This is a genomic window from Streptomyces sp. NPDC028305 (genome assembly GCF_055569495.1).
In genome coordinates, this window is sequence record NZ_JBVHTN010000001.1 from 721257 (window position 1) to 737055 (window position 15799).

Here is a 15799-nt window from a genome sequence, read left to right on the forward strand (position 1 = left end):
GCCGTGGGCGCGCAGCGGTCCGTCCGGTGCCCGCTCGGCCGCCGCGCGGGCCTCGTCGGGGTACAACCAGTCGCGCGAATTACCTGGTCGGCACCGGGGAGACCACCCCCCATATCGAATCCGATCGATTCTGTTCGAATCCGATCGATTCTGTTCACAGTTATTGACTTCAGACTACGGCAGAGACTGAACTGTGCCGGCACACGCCCGGTACAGGAGGAAGTCATGGCGCTTCACACGACAGTTGCCGCCGCAGCAACGCCGACACGGCGCCGAACCTGCGCATCTGATGGAGTGTAAGGCGAGCGGCCGCGCCGCCTGTACCGACCACCACCACCCGGAGGCACGGCCGCGCGGGGCCCGCTGATACAGGGCCGCAGCCTGATCTACCGGCTCACAGCCGAGCCCTTCCAGGGGGCGCGACCGCTTCCAACAAGAAGAAGGAGCCGAAGCCGGATGTGCGCACAGAGAAGACTCCGGTGGATCTCGCTTGCCGCGGCGGCCACGATGGCGCTGACGGCAGGGGTGATCGCCGCCCCTGCCGCCTACACCGCGGATGATTCCGTGGAGGTCATAGTCAACGGAGACAACGTTCGCAGCGACAACAAAAACGGCTTGACCTACAAGGGCCTCGGCGTGCTCAGCTGCAACAGCACGAGCAACCTGCTGATGGACTACAAGGCGGAGCACCCCGAACGGTACTGGCAGCTCATCAGGGTTCTGTTCGGCGGCAAGAGCCCACTGATCAACCATGTCAAGATCGAGATGGGAACGGACACGAACACGTCGACCGGTTCCGATCCGGCGACCATGCGCACACCGGACGAACTCGCTGACTCGTCCCGTTCCCCGGGCTTCCAGCTGGCCGCCGACGCCAAGACGGTCAATCCGAACCTCAAGGTCTCGATTCTCCGCTGGGAAATGCCCGAATGGGTCCAGAAGGAATGGGACAAGGGGACGGGCTCCGATGAAATGTACAAGTGGTACAAGGAGACGATCCTCGACGCCTACGAGAAGTACGGGTACATGGTCGACTACGTCGACCCGGACAAGAACGAGACGCGGGATCCGGACGAGTCCTTCATCAAGTGGTACAAGAACGCGATTCTCACCGACACCGACTTCGCGAACCCGCGCTACAACATCCCCGCAGGCAAACAGGACAAGGTCAGGAAGGCCTACCAGAAAATCAAGATCATCGCCTCCGATGAGAACAACACACACAACATCGGGCCTGCACTGCTGAGCGACAAGCAACTCTTCGACATGGTCGATGCGGTGGGCTACCACTACAACACCGATGACCGACGCGAAGGGGATCCCGGCAGCGACACGTACCTCCCGTACACCAAGCTGGCGACCGGCGAGAACAAGTACGACGAGGACAAGGAAGTCTGGTACAGCGAGGGCACGGCCTCGTTCGGCTACACCGAGTACCGCGTCAACAACACCGAAGGGCCGAACGGAACGAGCACCGGCATCGGTGGCGTCCAAAGCGCTCTCGACCTTGCGAACCGCCTTGTCAAGAGCTACGCGAACTCGAAGAGGACGCACTACATCTTCCAACCGGCGATCGGGTCCTTCTACGAAGGCGCGCAGTACAGCCACAAGGAACTCGTCAGCGCGCGCGACCCGTGGTCGGGCTACTTCCACTACGACGCGGCCGTCTATGTGATGCAGCACTTCACCCAGTTCGCGAAGACCGGCTGGGAAAACGACACGAACACCGCGGGCATCTGGCGCACCGTGCCGGAAGCCAGTTACAGCGGGGTCAGCGGCACCGAGAACGTCGACGGCTCCAACGGGGCTCCGAGTTACATGACGCTCGCAGATCCCCGCAAGAAGGACTTCTCCACGGTCGTCGTCAACGACAGCGACCGGTCCAAGACCTACCGGATCAAAGCCGAGAACATGCGACTCGGCGATCCGACGATGGAGATCTGGGAGACGCGCGGAGCGGACGCGGGGCAGGCGTACGGCGCGAACCTCAAGCACCTCGTCGACGAGATCCAACCCGACAGCAACGGGTACTACACCTACACGGTCAAGCCCAGGTCGATCGTCACCTTGACAACGCTCGACAAAAGCCACGACATGGCCGTGAAGCAACGTCTGCCCGAGTCCGGGAACCGCACGGTGCTCGACACGGACGCGACCGGCAAGAAGCGCGACACGAGCGACAACGTTCTGTACGCCGACGACTTCGGGTACGAAGAGGAAGGCGATGTCCAGGTCGGGACGGGCAATGGCACGAGAAAGGTGTCCCAGCCCTACCTGAAGTCGCGTGGCAATCAGCCTCGCTACATGGTCGACCAGACCGGCGCCTGGGAAGTCGGGAAGGACGCGCGCGGCAACAACGTGCTCTACCAGTACGTGGACCAGTCCATGAAGGACACCCACGCCTGGAACCGGAACACGCCGAACACGACGGTCGGCGACTTCCGCTGGGAGAACTACAAGGCCACGGTCGACGTCTCGTTCCCGGACCGGGACGGCGGACTCGCCACCTTGGGCGTCCGCCAGCAGAAGGGCATGGCGGCCGGCGACGCCGCGTACAACGTCCGCATCTCCCCGAACGGCACCTGGACGTTTTACGAGTACGGCACGGAGGTCAAGAAGGGGAACGTCGCGCCCGCTGACTCCTACCGTCTCGCCATCGAGGCGAAGGGGGCGAGGATCACCACCTTCATCGACGGAAAAGCCGTCTCCACGTACGAGGACCCCACTCCTCAGATGGAAGGCCGCGTCAAGCTCGGCACCGACTTCTACAAGACGGCGTTCGACAATCTGAAGGTCGAGACAGTCGACGGATACACGCCCTACGCCAGCGCGCAGCTCGACAACATGGACAGCTCGGTCGGGTACGAGGGCACGTGGAACAGGAAGAGCTCGTTCGGCGACGCGATGGACTGGTACAGGTCGACGTCGACGAGCACGGAGGCCGGCGCGTCGTTCGCCGTTCCGTTCACCGGCACGGGCATCGACGTCATCGGTGGCAATGACGGTAGCGCCGTGCTCGATGTCTACGTCGACGGCAAGCTGGTCGCAAAGAACGCGAAGACGTCCAGCACGGACAAGCGCCTCGCGACGTACATGCTCCGCGGACTGCCTGACGGCCGGCACACGGCGAAGTTCGTCCTCACCTCCGGAAAGATCGTCCTCGACGCTTTCAACACCCTCTCCGGGCACGTGGAGGGCGCTGTGGACACGACACCGATCCGGACCAGCCTGGACAAGGTCGGAGCTCCGTCGCAGGCCGACTACACGGCTGACTCGTGGGCTCTGTTCGACTCCGCGTTCTCGGCCGCGACGGCTGCGAGCGCGAGGCAGAAGGGCCTTGACACCATAGGCGTCGACCAGATCGCGAACAGGCTCGATGTGGCTTACGACCGGCTGGTTCGCGCCGATGTCACGGCGGCTGACGCCCCATAGGTCCGCTGGGCGGTGCAGACCGTCAGCGCTCTCAGCGCTGAGCTGAATCCCGGGGGCGGGCTGGGCGCGAGGGCTACGCTCGCTCGGATGACCACCACTTGGGAGCCCACGGCGGCGGGCGTGCTGCGGCTGCCCTCAGGACGACTCGTACGGGGCAGAGGGCTGCGCCACCCCCTGCCGGACGGGCCGGAGCCCGACTTCGCGCTGTATCTGCTGGGCAAGGAGCCGCCCGCCGTGTCCTGGGAGACCCGCTGGGTCCGCTGGCCGGACTTCCGGCTGCCGGCGGACCGTGCGGCGGCCGGGGAGGCGCTGCGTGAGGCGTGGGAGCGCGCCGGGGGCGAGCGGGTCGAGGTCGCCTGCGGCGGCGGGGTCGGGCGCACCGGGACGGCGCTGGCGTGCCTCGCCGTGCTGGACGGGGTGCCGAACGGCGAGGCGGTGGCGTACGTCAGGGAGCACTACAAGTCGCGCGCGGTGGAGACCCCCTGGCAGCGTCGCTTCGTCGCCCGTTTCGAGGGGTGAACCGCGGCCGGTGAGGCCCCGGCCAGTACGGACCGGGGCGTCACCGCCGCGAGTCGTCAGGGTTCGAGGTCGGTCACTCCCTTGCCGCTCGCTATATCGAGCGGCACGGAAACCTGGTCGTGCGCGATCAGCCAATTGCCGTCGGTCTTCCGGAAGCAGAGAGTGGCCCGGACCCACATACCGCTGGTCGCCGTCCCGTTCCTCAGCGTGCCGCTGAGCCGGCCGAAGAAGTGTCCGAACGCCACATCATCGCCCGCGGTGAGCGTCAGGTCGCGAACTTCGTAATTCACATCCTGGAAGAACGTGAACGCGTTCGTCCAGTTCTTCAGTTTCGCCTCTATCCCTACGTGCTGGAGCGGCGGCTCCACGTCGAAGGACACGACGTCCGTCGCGTAGAGCTGCTTCAGGCCGTCGAGATCCTTGGCCCGGATTCCTTCGACTATCTTCTCGACCTGCTGCCGGATCTCGACTTCTTCGATCTCGCGTTGCGTGGGCATTTCTACCCATCCTTTCAAGACGTCAGGCGACGGTGACGGGGGAAGCGGTGCGCAGCGGGGCGAGGGCGGTGCTCCAGGCGATGACCTGGTCCAGCAGCGCGTCCAGGGCGGTGGCGTTGTGGTCGCCCGGCTTGAGAGTGGTGTAGTTCTCGAATTCGGTCAGCAGCGACAGAGCGACCTGCGGGGTCACGTCGGCCATCTGAAGTGCCCCGCAGATCAGCCGCAGCTGTTCGACCGCGCGGGCGCCGCCCGCGGCGCCGTAGGAGACGAACCCGACCGCCTTGTTGTTCCACTCCGCGCACAGGTAGTCGATGGCGTTCTTGAGCGCTCCGGGGATGGAGTGGTTGTACTCGGGGGTGACCATCACGAACCCGTCGAACGAGGCGATGGCATCCGCCCAGGCCCTGGTGTGCCCGTGTTGATACCGGCCCGCTGACATCGCCGCCGGCGTCGGCTCGTCCAGGTGCGGCAGCGGGTGGTCGAGCAGGTCGATCACCTCGAACTCCACGTCCGTGCGGCGCGCTGCCGCGCCGTGGACCCACTGGGCGACCTGTTCGCCCCTGCGGCCGGGGCGGGTGCTGCCGAGGATGATCCCGATCTTGATCATCGTGTCTCCTTCATGTCTCGCGTGAGCTCGTGAGCTTCCTGGCCGGTGAGCTCCTTCGAGCAGTACGACGACGCGGCCCGCCGGAATGTCAGGGGCGCGGCGGCCTGACAATTGCGTGGGCCGTCTCGTCGGACTGATGAGGGCAGATCCGACGCAGGGAGCATCCGGAACCATGACCAACCACTCGGTGCCAGGACACGACCGGTCCGGCCACAACCGGTCCGACCGCGACCGCTCCGACGCGGGCCTGAGCGCGATCATCAGCGAGCGCAGTCAGCTGATCAATCTCGCCTACCGGCTCCTCGGCTCCCTGGCCGAGGCCGAGGACGCCGTCCAGGAGACGTACGCCCGCTGGTACGCCATGTCCCGGCAGCAGCAGGACGCCATCGAGTCGCCGGGCGCCTGGCTGACCACGGTCGCCAGCCGCATCTGCCTGGACCTGCTCGGTTCGGCGCGGGCCCGGCGCGAGCGCTACGTGGGTGAGTGGATTCCCGAGCCGCTGCCCGACCGTACCGAGTGGATCAGCGGACGGCCGGGCCACACCACCGCCGACCCGGCCGACCCGGCCGACCGGGTCACGCTGGACGAGTCGGTCAGCATGGCCTTCCTCGTCGTACTCGAATCGATGACCCCGGCCCAGCGCGTCGCGCTCATCCTGCACGACGTCTTCCGCTACTCCTTCGCCGAAATCGCCGAGATCACCGGCCGCACCCCGGCGGCATGCCGCGAGCTGGCCTCCGCGGCCCGCCGCCGCATCCGCGCCTCCGGACCGCCCGAGGCCCCGGCGGCCCAGCAGGCCGGCCTGGTCAGGAACTTCAAACAGGCGTGGGAAGCCAGGGACATCGACTCCCTCATCGGCATCCTCGACCCCGGCGCCACCCTCACCGCGGACGGCGGCGGCCTGGTCAGCGCCGCGCTCCGGCCGGTCGAAGGCGGCGAGCGGATCGCGCGGTACATCGTCGAGCTCGCCGGCCGGGCACCCGGCGACCTGACGGTCCTGGAGCGCACGGTCAACGGCCGACCCGGCCTGATGGCCCAGCACGGGGGCGTCATCCTGGCGGTGTACGCGTTCGACGTCACAGACGGCCGGATCACGCACATCTGGGTCGTCCGCAACCCCGACAAGCTCCGCCCGTGGACGGCAGGCTGACCCGCACGGCCCGTGCGGGCCGCGCGGCCCGCACGGTAACTCGGGTGCGCGGTCCGCCGGCGGGTGCCAGGATGCCCGCCATGACCAGCACGTCTCTCCCCCGCCCCAGCGCGCCCTGGACGGTCGCCGCGCGCCCGGTCGACGACCCCGTCTCGGCCGGGCTGCTGCGCGAGTACCTCGTCGATGTCGCCGACCGCTGGTACGAGCTGTACGAGGGGCGTTCCACGACCCCCGAGGAGATCGAGAAGCACCTCGCCGAGATGCCGAGCGACGACCTCGCCGCGCCGCACGGCGCGTTCCTGGTGGCCCATCGCGGCGGCGAGCCCGCCGGCTGCGCGGGCGTGCGGCTGCTGGACGGCGACGGCGGCCGTACGGCGGAGCTCAAGCGGATGTTCGTACGGCCGACTATGCGCGGCCTCGGCGCGGCCGCCGTGCTCCTCGCGGCGGCCGAGGCGGCCGCGCGCGGGCTGGGCGCCGGGCGGATCGTGCTGGAGACGCGGCTGGACCTCACCGAGGCGCGGGCCCTGTACGCGCGCCATGGGTACGCGGACGTGCCGCCGTTCTGCGAGGGGCCGTACTCGGAGGTCTGGCTGGGCAAGGAGCTCGACGGCGGCCGCCTCGGCTGACCGCCGGGGCACGCGGCCGAGGCATGGACTTGTGGTGAGTTAGAGACACCGACACGCCGAAGCGACGGCGTGTCGCCGTCTCAAACTCACCACAAAGTCACTGGCATTGCGCCTAAGCCGCCCGCCGTGGCCCCGGTGGGCGCGTGTCCCCGTCGTCGTCCGGCCGCTCCCCGTCCGAACCGCACAGCTCCCGGTTCAGCTCCCGCACCAGCTCGACCAGGTCGGTCGGGCGGTCCGGGGACCACCAGTCGCCCAGCAGCTCCGTCAGCGACTCCTCGCGGGCCCGGTAGAGCCGCTCAGCCACCTCCTTCCCCGCCCTGGTGGGCACCAGCGCCACCCCGTCCCGTGCGCCAAGACCCCGCTCCTCGATCTGCCGGGCCGCCTCGGTGATGGCCCGCAGCGGCACGGTCGAACGCTCCATCAGCTGGAACGGCTCGACCCCGCCGCGGTGGCTCATGCGCAGCAGCATCCAGCTCGCGGCCGGTTTGAGGTCGAGCCCGGCGCGCTGGGTGATGTCCTCGTAGACCTGCTTGCGGCCCTCGCGGCTGCCGAGCACCGAGAGGGCGCGCGCGACCTCGTCGCGCGAGGAGCGCTGGACGGGGTTGCTGGCGACGACCTCGCTGGCCTCGGGCGCGGTGACGCTGGCCCGCAGCGGCTCCTCCCGCAGGAACCAGGCCAGGACGAAGGCGATGACCACGACCGGCGCCGCGTACAGGAACACATTGGTGATGGAGACGGAGTACGCGTCCAGCACGCTCGCCCGCAGCGCCGGGGGCAGCAGCCTCGCCGCCCGAGGGTCGGCGCTCAGCGCGCCGGGGTTGGTGCCGGGGGGCAGCCGCTGCCCGGCCAGTACGCGGGTGAGGTGCGGGGCGAGGGAGTTGGCGAAGATCGTGCCGAAGACGGAGACGCCGAAGGAGCCGCCGATGGAGCGGAAGAAGGTGGCGCCGGAGGTGGCCACGCCCAGGTCCTGGTAGCGGACGGAGTTCTGCACGATGATCACCAGGACCTGCATGACCAGGCCGAGCCCGAAGCCGAAGACGAAGAAGTACGCGCTGGTCGCGGCCACGCTGCTGGAGGGCTTCAGCTGGTGCAGGAGCAGCAGGCCGACGACGGCGACGCCGGTGCCGAGGATCGGGAAGACCTTGTAGTGGCCGGTGCGGCTGACGATCTGGCCGGAGCCGGTGGAGGCGAGCAGCATGCCGAAGACCATCGGCAGCATGTGGACGCCGGACAGGGTCGGCGAGACGCCCTGGACGACCTGGAGGAAGGTCGGCAGGTAGGTCAGGGTGCCGAACATCGCGAAGCCGACCACGAAGCTGATGACCGAGCAGAGCGCGAAGGTGCGGCTGCGGAACAGATACAGCGGCAGCACGGGCTCCACGGCCCGCCCCTCCACCCGGACGAAGGCCGCCAGCAGCACCAGCCCCGCCACCCCGAGCCCGACGATCTGCCAGGAGCTCCACGCGTAGGTGACGCCGCCGAGGGAGGTCATCAGCACCAGCGCGGCGGCGACGCAGGCGATGAGGAAGGTGCCGAGGTAGTCGATGGTGTGGCGGGCGCCGCGGGCCGGGATGTGCAGGACGGTGGCGATGACGGCGAGCGCGACGATGCCGAGGGGGAGGTTGATGTAGAAGACCCAGCGCCAGCTGAGGTGGTCGACGAAGAGCCCGCCGAGCAGGGGGCCGAGCACGCTGGTGGCGCCGAAGACCGCGCCGAAGAGGCCCTGGTAGCGGCCGCGTTCGCGGGGCGGGACGATATCGCCGACGATCGCCATGGACAGCGAGATCAGCCCGCCGCCGCCCAGCCCCTGGAGCGCACGGAAGGCGATCAGCTCCGGCATGTTCCGGGCCAGCCCGCACAGCGCCGAGCCGACGAGGAAGATGACGATGGCGGCCTGGAAGAGCTTCTTGCGCCCGTACTGGTCGCCGAGCTTGCCCCACAGCGGGGTGGCGGCGGTCGCGGCGAGCAGATACGCGGTGACGACCCAGGACAGATGCTCCAGGCCGCCGAGGTCGCTGACGATCGTGGGCAGGGCGGTGGCGACGATCGTCTGGTCGAGGGCGGCGAGCATCAGGCCGAGCAGCAGGGCGCCGATCGCCACGAGGACCGTCCGCCTCGTACGGCCCTCTCCCGGGCCGACCGCCACCGGGCCCGGAGCAGGGGCCGGGCTCGCGTCCTGCGCCATGATGGCTCTCCTTCCTGCCCCCATCCTCGCCTTTATGCCCCGTTACGGCCTGCCGAGGAGCACTGGACTCCGGGGGAAGCGCTGCGCGGAACATGACAGGCTCTGCATAATCGCTGCGACTCCAGGGAGGGAAAGACTTGTGACGGCAGACCTCTGCCCGCACTGCTTCGCGCCGGCGCGCGACAACGGCCGCCCCGGTTGCGCGTGTGCAGCGCGCGCCGCCGCGGCCGCCGCGGCGGCGGGCGACAGCGAGGACCGCATACGCGACGACCGCGACGGCCTGCGCGACGGCAGACGCAACGGCCCCGACGACGAGATACAGGACGACCCCATGGGCCCGCGCCCATACGTCACGTTCTCCGGCGAAGGCCGCCGCAACGGCCCCGAGCTCCGCGACGTACGGCTGTTCGAGCGCATGACGACCCGCAGATCCGTCCGCGACGGCCAGGATGCCGACCACCATGCGGACGCGGATCCCGAACAGTCGGAGAACGCGGAGAGCGCAGCGAGAGCGGAGAGAGCCGGCGCGGGGGCCGCCGCGGCGACCCGGAGCTTCGAGCCCGTCACTCAGCCCATCGCCACGGTCGGGGCCGCACGGCTCGGAGCCGACGCCCCCGGCTCCCCCGCCTCCCCCGGCTCTCCCGCCTCCCCCGGCTCTCCCGACGTCGTGGCCGCGCCCGGCCCCGGTGGGCGCCACCGCAAGAGCCGGCGGGGCCCGGTGGTGGCGGTGCTCTCGGGGGCCGCCGCGGTGGCGGTGGCCGGCACGCTGGCCATCGGCACCGGTTTACTCGGCGGCGACAAGAAGAACGACCAGGAGGCGGACCGGGCGCTGTCGGACAAGAGCTCCAGCACACCCGCCGACGACCCGCCCACCGAGGACGACGAGACATCCGACGCCCCCTCGCCCTCGGCGTCGTCGTCCGCCGGCCCCACCTCGACGCCCTCCGCCTCCAGGGAGACGAGTCCGAGCGCCCGGCCCAGCCGGGCACCGACGACCCTGAAGTCGAATGAGGCCTCCAGAACGGCCGCCCCGCCCACGCCCTCGGCGACCGACGCCACCGGCAGCGTCTCCCCCGGCCCGACCGAGACCCCGACCCCCACCGGCCCGCCGGTGCTCGAGGAGGGCGACAGCGGCTCCGAGGTGGTCGAGCTCCAGAAGCGGCTCGGCCAGCTGCTGATCTACCTCGGGCCGTCGGACGGCGAGTACGACGACGGCGTACGGAACGCGGTCTCCAGCTTCCAGACCACCTACGGCGTGGAGGGCGACCCGAAGGGGGTCTACGGACCCAATACGCGCCGTGCTCTGGAGTCGCGGACCGACGACCCGTAAAGAACGACACCAGAACGCCGACGGCAGAACAGAGACGCCCGCGGATCCACCAGGGATTCGCGGGCGCACTGGCGTATGGGCGGCGCTTTTTGTATCGTGAAGGAACAAAGTGGCTCCGCCCGCACCCCCTGACCGGCGGGCGGGGCCACTTGTCTCTTTTCACGCGCCCTGGAGTACGCCGATGCCGGCCCACGCCCCGCTCACCGCCCGCGCCCTCCTCCTCGACATGGACGGCACCCTCGTCAACTCCGACGCCGTCGTAGAGCGCTGCTGGCGCCACTGGGCCGCCGAGCAGGGGCTCGACGGGGACAGCGTCATCAAGGTCGTACACGGGCGGCAGGGGTACGCCACCATGGCGGTGCTGCTCCCCGAGCGGCCCATGGAGGAGAACCTGGCGGACAACCGGCGGATGCTGGAGTGGGAGACCTCGGACCTCGACGGCGTCGTGCCCATCCCCGGCGCCCCCGCCTTCCTGGCCTCGCTCGTGGGTCTTCCATACGCCCTGGTCACCTCCGCCGACGAGGGGCTGGCCCGCGCCCGGATGGGCGCGGCGGGGCTGCCGATGCCGAGCGTGCGGGTCACGGCGGAGTGCGTGGGGGCGAGCAAGCCGGACCCGGAGGGCTTCCTCAAGGGCGCGGCCGAGCTGGGCATCGAGCCCGCGGACTGCGTCGTCTTCGAGGACTCCGAGGCGGGCATCGCGGCGGGCCGGGCGGCCGGTATGCGGGTCGTCGGGGTCGGCCCCCGGGCCGCGGCCCACGCCCCGGACGCGCATGTACGGGACCTGGAGCAGGTCCGCGTCGAGGCGCTGCCGGCCGGCGCCCTGCGCCTGCGCTTCACGGACTGAGCCACTTCACCGGCCACCGGCCGGCTCACGCGCGACGACGCCTCCGGCCCGGGCCGACGCCCGGGCCGGAGGCGTCCGCGTCAGCTCGCGACCGCCTCGTACAGGCTGAACCCCGCGAGCGCCAGCATCACCAGCGCCGCCACCTTCGTGATCAGCCGCAGCGGCACATACCGCATCAGCGTGCGGCCGCCCACGATGCCCAGGCCCGCGACCGCCCACAGGGCGAGCACGGCGCCGACGCCGACCGACAGCGGGTCGTCGTAGCGGGCGGCCAGGTTGGCGGTCATGATCTGGGTCAGGTCGCCGAACTCCGCGACCAGGATGAGCATGAAGCCCGCGCCGGAGACCTTCCAGAAGCTCTGGTCGGCAGGCTTGCGGACCTCTTCCTCGCCGTCGTCCTTCTTCAGGAGCAGCACCGCCGCACCCGCGAGGAAGAGCACTCCGACGATCGCCTGGACGAGTCGGTGCGGGAGCAGCCCGAGCACGCTGCCCGCGGCGATCGCGAGGGTGACGTGGACGGCGAAGGCGGCGGCGACGCCCACGAAGACGTACGAGGCGCGATAGCGGGTGCCGAGCATCAGCCCGGCAAGGGCGGTCTTGTCGGGAAGCTCGGCCAGGAAGACGACGCCAAAGACGATGGCGGCGACGGTGAAGCTGAACACGGGCTGACTACCTCAAGGGGGTCGGGCCGCACCGAGAGGGGCCCTTGGGGAGGGGTCGCTTCGGCACGGCAGCGTCGAACACTGCGGCCGAAGGTCTCGCTGGCGTACGCACCGCCCCACCGGGACGGGTGCCATACGCTCCGGGCGCCGGCCCGCACCACGAGGGGCGGGCAGTATGTCGACGGTCCGGCGAAGAGCTACTCCCCTTCTGCTGACGGCAAGGATACGCGACGCGCCCGGTGCAGCCGCCCCCGCGCGACCAGCTCCAGGACCACCGAGACCGCCACCGCCTGCACCGCCATCAGCGCGACCAGCACGAACAGCTGTACCGCGCCCGCCATCACGGGCGAGGCGCCGCCCAGCAGCATGCCGACGAACGCGCCGGGGAGTGTGACAAGTCCCACAGTCCGGGTCTGGTCGAGCCCCGGCAGCAGCGCGTCCGAGGCCGCGGGGCGGGCGATCTCCAGCCGCGCGTCCCGGTCCGGCAGGCCGAGCGCCATGCCCGCCTCCACCTCGCCGTGGCGGGAGGTCAGCTCGTCCAGCGCGCGCCGGCCGCCGAGCACGGTCGCGGTGAGGGCGCCGCCGATGAGGATGCCGGTGATCGGGATCAGGGCGACGCCCTTGAGCGGGACCAGACCGGTCAGCAGCAGGACGGCGATCACGGGCACCACCCCGACGCCGATCGGGACCGCGGCCCACCACCAGGTGTGGTTGTCGGTGATGCGGCGGCCCGCGGTGCGTACGGCGACGGCGAACATCACCGCGACGAAGGCCAGCAGCGTCGGCAGGGCGCGCACCACCCAGCCGATCAGATACGAGACGGCGGCCAGCTGGACCGCGGCGCGCAGCCCCGCGACGGCGATGGCGCGGGCGTAGAGGTGGTCGCGGCGGTCGGCGAGGTGGGCCCGGGCGGCGACGGCCACGGCGGTCAGGAGCAGCACCCCCAGCACGATCCCGAGGACCGGGTTGACCGGGAGCAGGGTGGCGGAGCCGGCAGAGGCCGTGGCGGCGGTGACGGGGGCGGCTGCGAGGGCGGACACGCTTCACAGTAGGCCGCCGACCACGCGGGGCATACACCCAAAACCGCGCGCCCGCCGGGAATTGCCTGGCCCGGCCCTCTCGACATGACGTGTCCATGTCGCCAATCTGTTACCTGTCGCACCCCGGAGAGAAACGTTCCGGCGACAGCATTACCCCCGCGTTACCCGGCTCCGGCCGGGCCGAATCGTCCCCCACTCCAAGGGAGTTCGCATGTCCCGAATACGCAATGCCTTCACCCGGCGCGGGCTCTACGCGCGTCGACGGCTGAGCGTACTGGCTGCGGCCACCGGTCTGCTCGCGCTGACCGGCCTGTTCAACGGCCCGGCCGCCCAGGCGGCGCTGCCCACCCCCGTGAGTGCCGCCACCGCCCGCACCTACCTCGCCTCGCTGACCGTGGCGACCGAGGACCGTACGGGCTACAACCGCGATCTCTTCCCCCACTGGATCACCCAGAGCGGCGCCTGCAACACCCGCGAGGTCGTCCTCAAGCGCGACGGCACCAACGTCCAGCAGGACTCCAGCTGCGCCGCGGTCAGCGGCACCTGGCGCTCCGTCTACGACGGCGCCACCTGGACCGCCGCCTCCGACCTCGACATCGACCACCTCGTCCCGCTCGCCGAGGCCTGGGACTCCGGCGCGAGCCGCTGGACCACCGCCCAGCGCCAGTCGTTCGCCAACGACCTGACCCGCCCGCAGCTGATCGCCGTCACGGACAACGTGAACCAGTCGAAGGGCGACAAGGACCCGGCCGAGTGGCTGCCGCCGCTCACCTCGTACCGCTGCACCTACGTCCGCGCCTGGGTGCAGGTGAAGTACTACTACAACCTGTCGGTCGACTCCGCCGAGAAGAGCACCCTCAGCTCCATCCTGAACGGCTGCTGAGCGCCGAACGGCCGCTGAGCCCCGACAACAGCCACCGGTCCGGAACGTCGGCGAACCGCCGAGCCGGAACCGCCGCGCCCTCCCCCGTCGTTCCGTACCGTGACGGCTTGACCGCTTGCACGCCACGAAGCGACGGAGGAGGGCCGGATGGCCGTGTTGCGCCTGGGACCGCTGCTGCGCCATGTCGACTGGGAGACCGGCACCAGCGCGACGGTCTGGATCGAGGCCGACCGGCCCTGCGAGGCCGAGGTGCGCTGCGCCGACGGCGCCGGGGGCGCGGCCCGCACCTGGTCGATCGCCGGGCACCACTACGCCCTGATCCCGGTCACCGGGCTGCGGCCGGGCGGCGAGACGGCCTACCGCGTGCTGCTGGACGGCGAGCAGGTGTGGCCGCTGCCCGACACGGCCTTCCCCGACTCCACGATCCGCACCCCCGCCGCCCCTGACGCCGACTCCGGCGCCCCCGAGACCGCCCGCGACACCGCCCCCGCCGCCGTACGCGTCGCCTTCGGCTCCTGCCGCTGGGCCGCGCCGCCCGGCGACGCCTCGCCCGACCCGGTCGGCCCCGACGCCCTGGACGCCCTGGCGCACACCCTCGCCCACACCCCCGGGGCCGAGCGCCCGGACGTGCTGATCCTGCTGGGCGACCAGGTCTACGCGGACGAGACCTCCGAGGAGACCCGCCGCTGGCTCGCCGAGCGGCGCGATGTGTCCCAGCCCCCGTGGCAGCAGGTCGCGGACTACGAGGAATACACCCGGCTGTACTACGAGTCCTGGCTGGACCCCGAGGTGCGCTGGCTGCTCTCCACCGTCCCCAGCTGCATGATCTTCGACGACCACGACGTCATCGACGACTGGAACACCAGCGAGGCGTGGCAGCGGCGGATGCGCGCCACCCCGTGGTGGCAGGAGCGGATCCTCAGCGGCCTGATGTCGTACTGGGTGTATCAGCACCTGGGCAACCTCTCCCCCGCCGAGCTGGCCGCCGATCCGCTGTACGCGGCGGTGCGGACCGCGCCCGACGGCACCGAGCAGCTGCGGGAGTTCGCCGCCCGCGCGGACGCCGACCCCACGTACACCCGCTGGAGCTACCGCCGCGACTTCGGGCGGGTGCGGCTGCTGATGGTCGACACCCGCGCGGCGCGGGTGCTGGCGGAGGGCGCGCGGGCGATGGTCGCCGAGCCCGAGCTGGCGTGGCTGCGCGAGCAGGCGCTGGACGGCACGGACAGCTACGCCACGAGCGGCCGCGCCGGGCCTTACGACCACCTGCTGATCGGCACCTCGCTGCCCTGGCTGCTGCCGCACTTCGTCCATGACGTGGAGGCCTGGAACGCGTCGGTGTGCGGCGGCAGGCGCGGCCCGCGCTGGGCGCGCCTCGCGGAAGACCTGCGCCAGCGCGGCGACTTGGAGCACTGGGCCGCCTTCCCCGCGTCCTTCGACGCGCTGACCGAGCTGATCGCGAAGGTCGGCGGCGGGCCCGCGGCGCCGGCGACGATCAGCGTGCTGTCCGGCGATGTGCATCACGCGTATGTCGCCGAGCCCGACTGGTCGCGGTGGCCGCAGCCGCCGGACAGCCAGGTGCGCCAGCTGACCTGTTCGCCGGTGCACAACCGCACCTACGCCTCGATCCGGCTCGGTTTCCGCTTCGGCTGGAGCCGGGCGGGCAGGCGGCTCGGCCGCGCCTTCGCCCGGCACGGACGGGTCACCCCGAGCCGGCTCGACTGGCGCAAGACGGGCGGCCCGTGGTTCGGCAACCAGCTGATGACGCTGACGCTGCGCGGGCGCGCCGCGCGGCTGCGGCTCGACCAGGCCCTGCCCGAACCGTCGGGCGAGCGGGCCCGGCTGGTCACGGCCCTGGAGACGGACTGGCCCGAAGGCTGAGCCGAGCACCGGCCCGCGCGCCGACCGGTCAACCGACCCCGCCGTGGCGAACCCACGCCCCAGCGGGGTGCGTCCGGCGTGATGAGCACCACAACGGAGGCCGGAGTTCCGTACCACGGCGCGATTCGCCGGAACCGAGCGGC

Annotated in this window: 13 protein-coding genes; 8 read left to right on the forward strand and 5 right to left on the reverse strand. The window is 70.6% G+C overall.

The features are described from left to right. Window positions 1-456 precede the first annotated feature (456 nt). Entirely contained in the window at window positions 457-3432 is a 2976-nt protein-coding gene (locus tag ACZ4WQ_RS03305) for a GH59 galactosidase (RefSeq protein ID WP_468021991.1), read from the forward strand. 87 nt (window positions 3433-3519) lie between these two features. Continuing rightward, window positions 3520-3951, forward strand: a complete 432-nt coding sequence (locus tag ACZ4WQ_RS03310; protein WP_311722803.1) for a protein-tyrosine phosphatase family protein — start codon at window positions 3520-3522, stop codon at window positions 3949-3951. Window positions 3952-4007: 56 nt separating this feature from the next. On the opposite strand, the gene ACZ4WQ_RS03315 is transcribed toward ACZ4WQ_RS03310, so the two are convergent. Next, on the reverse strand, window positions 4008-4448 hold the full coding sequence (locus tag ACZ4WQ_RS03315; protein ID WP_311722802.1) for a YybH family protein: 441 nt from the start codon (window positions 4446-4448) through the stop codon (window positions 4008-4010). A gap of 22 nt (window positions 4449-4470) precedes the next feature. Further along, entirely contained in the window at window positions 4471-5055 is a 585-nt protein-coding gene (locus tag ACZ4WQ_RS03320; protein WP_311722801.1) for an NADPH-dependent FMN reductase, read from the reverse strand. A 172-nt stretch (window positions 5056-5227) separates the two neighbouring features. Between ACZ4WQ_RS03320 and sigJ the strand changes: the two genes are divergently transcribed. Both sigJ and ACZ4WQ_RS03330 read left to right on the forward strand, forming a co-directional pair. Further along, the gene (gene sigJ, locus ACZ4WQ_RS03325) at window positions 5228-6205 is read left to right on the forward strand and encodes an RNA polymerase sigma factor SigJ (RefSeq protein ID WP_311722800.1); all 978 of its coding nucleotides are present in this window, start codon (window positions 5228-5230) and stop codon (window positions 6203-6205) included. A gap of 80 nt (window positions 6206-6285) precedes the next feature. Further along, window positions 6286-6831, forward strand: coding sequence for a GNAT family N-acetyltransferase (locus ACZ4WQ_RS03330; protein ID WP_311722799.1), 546 nt, complete (start codon window positions 6286-6288; stop codon window positions 6829-6831). A 112-nt stretch (window positions 6832-6943) separates the two neighbouring features. Here ACZ4WQ_RS03330 and ACZ4WQ_RS03335 read toward each other — a convergent pair whose 3' ends face one another. Further along, window positions 6944-9016 carry an MFS transporter gene (locus ACZ4WQ_RS03335; RefSeq protein ID WP_311722798.1) on the reverse strand — a complete coding sequence of 691 codons (2073 nt, stop codon included), beginning with the start codon at window positions 9014-9016 and terminating at the stop codon, window positions 6944-6946. Window positions 9017-9155: 139 nt separating this feature from the next. On the opposite strand from ACZ4WQ_RS03335, the gene ACZ4WQ_RS03340 reads away from it, so the two are divergent. Together ACZ4WQ_RS03340 and ACZ4WQ_RS03345 are read left to right on the forward strand one after the other, a co-directional pair. Further along, window positions 9156-10346 (forward strand): peptidoglycan-binding domain-containing protein, encoded by a 1191-nt coding sequence (locus tag ACZ4WQ_RS03340; protein WP_468021992.1) that lies wholly within the window; start codon window positions 9156-9158, stop codon window positions 10344-10346. A 181-nt stretch (window positions 10347-10527) separates the two neighbouring features. Next, the gene (locus ACZ4WQ_RS03345) at window positions 10528-11190 is read left to right on the forward strand and encodes an HAD-IA family hydrolase (RefSeq protein ID WP_385341798.1); all 663 of its coding nucleotides are present in this window, start codon (window positions 10528-10530) and stop codon (window positions 11188-11190) included. An 80-nt stretch (window positions 11191-11270) separates the two neighbouring features. On the opposite strand, the gene ACZ4WQ_RS03350 is transcribed toward ACZ4WQ_RS03345, so the two are convergent. Together ACZ4WQ_RS03350 and ACZ4WQ_RS03355 are read right to left on the reverse strand one after the other, a co-directional pair. Further along, a complete protein-coding gene (locus ACZ4WQ_RS03350) occupies window positions 11271-11852 on the reverse strand; it encodes a TMEM165/GDT1 family protein (protein WP_311722795.1) in 582 nt (193 codons plus the stop codon). 197 nt (window positions 11853-12049) lie between these two features. Further along, window positions 12050-12892 carry an ABC transporter permease gene (locus ACZ4WQ_RS03355; protein ID WP_311722794.1) on the reverse strand — a complete coding sequence of 281 codons (843 nt, stop codon included), beginning with the start codon at window positions 12890-12892 and terminating at the stop codon, window positions 12050-12052. A 211-nt stretch (window positions 12893-13103) separates the two neighbouring features. Between ACZ4WQ_RS03355 and ACZ4WQ_RS03360 the strand changes: the two genes are divergently transcribed. Together ACZ4WQ_RS03360 and ACZ4WQ_RS03365 are read left to right on the forward strand one after the other, a co-directional pair. Then, entirely contained in the window at window positions 13104-13775 is a 672-nt protein-coding gene (locus tag ACZ4WQ_RS03360; RefSeq protein WP_468021993.1) for an HNH endonuclease family protein, read from the forward strand. A gap of 147 nt (window positions 13776-13922) precedes the next feature. Then, window positions 13923-15656 carry an alkaline phosphatase D family protein gene (locus ACZ4WQ_RS03365; RefSeq protein WP_468021994.1) on the forward strand — a complete coding sequence of 578 codons (1734 nt, stop codon included), beginning with the start codon at window positions 13923-13925 and terminating at the stop codon, window positions 15654-15656. Window positions 15657-15799 lie beyond the last annotated feature (143 nt).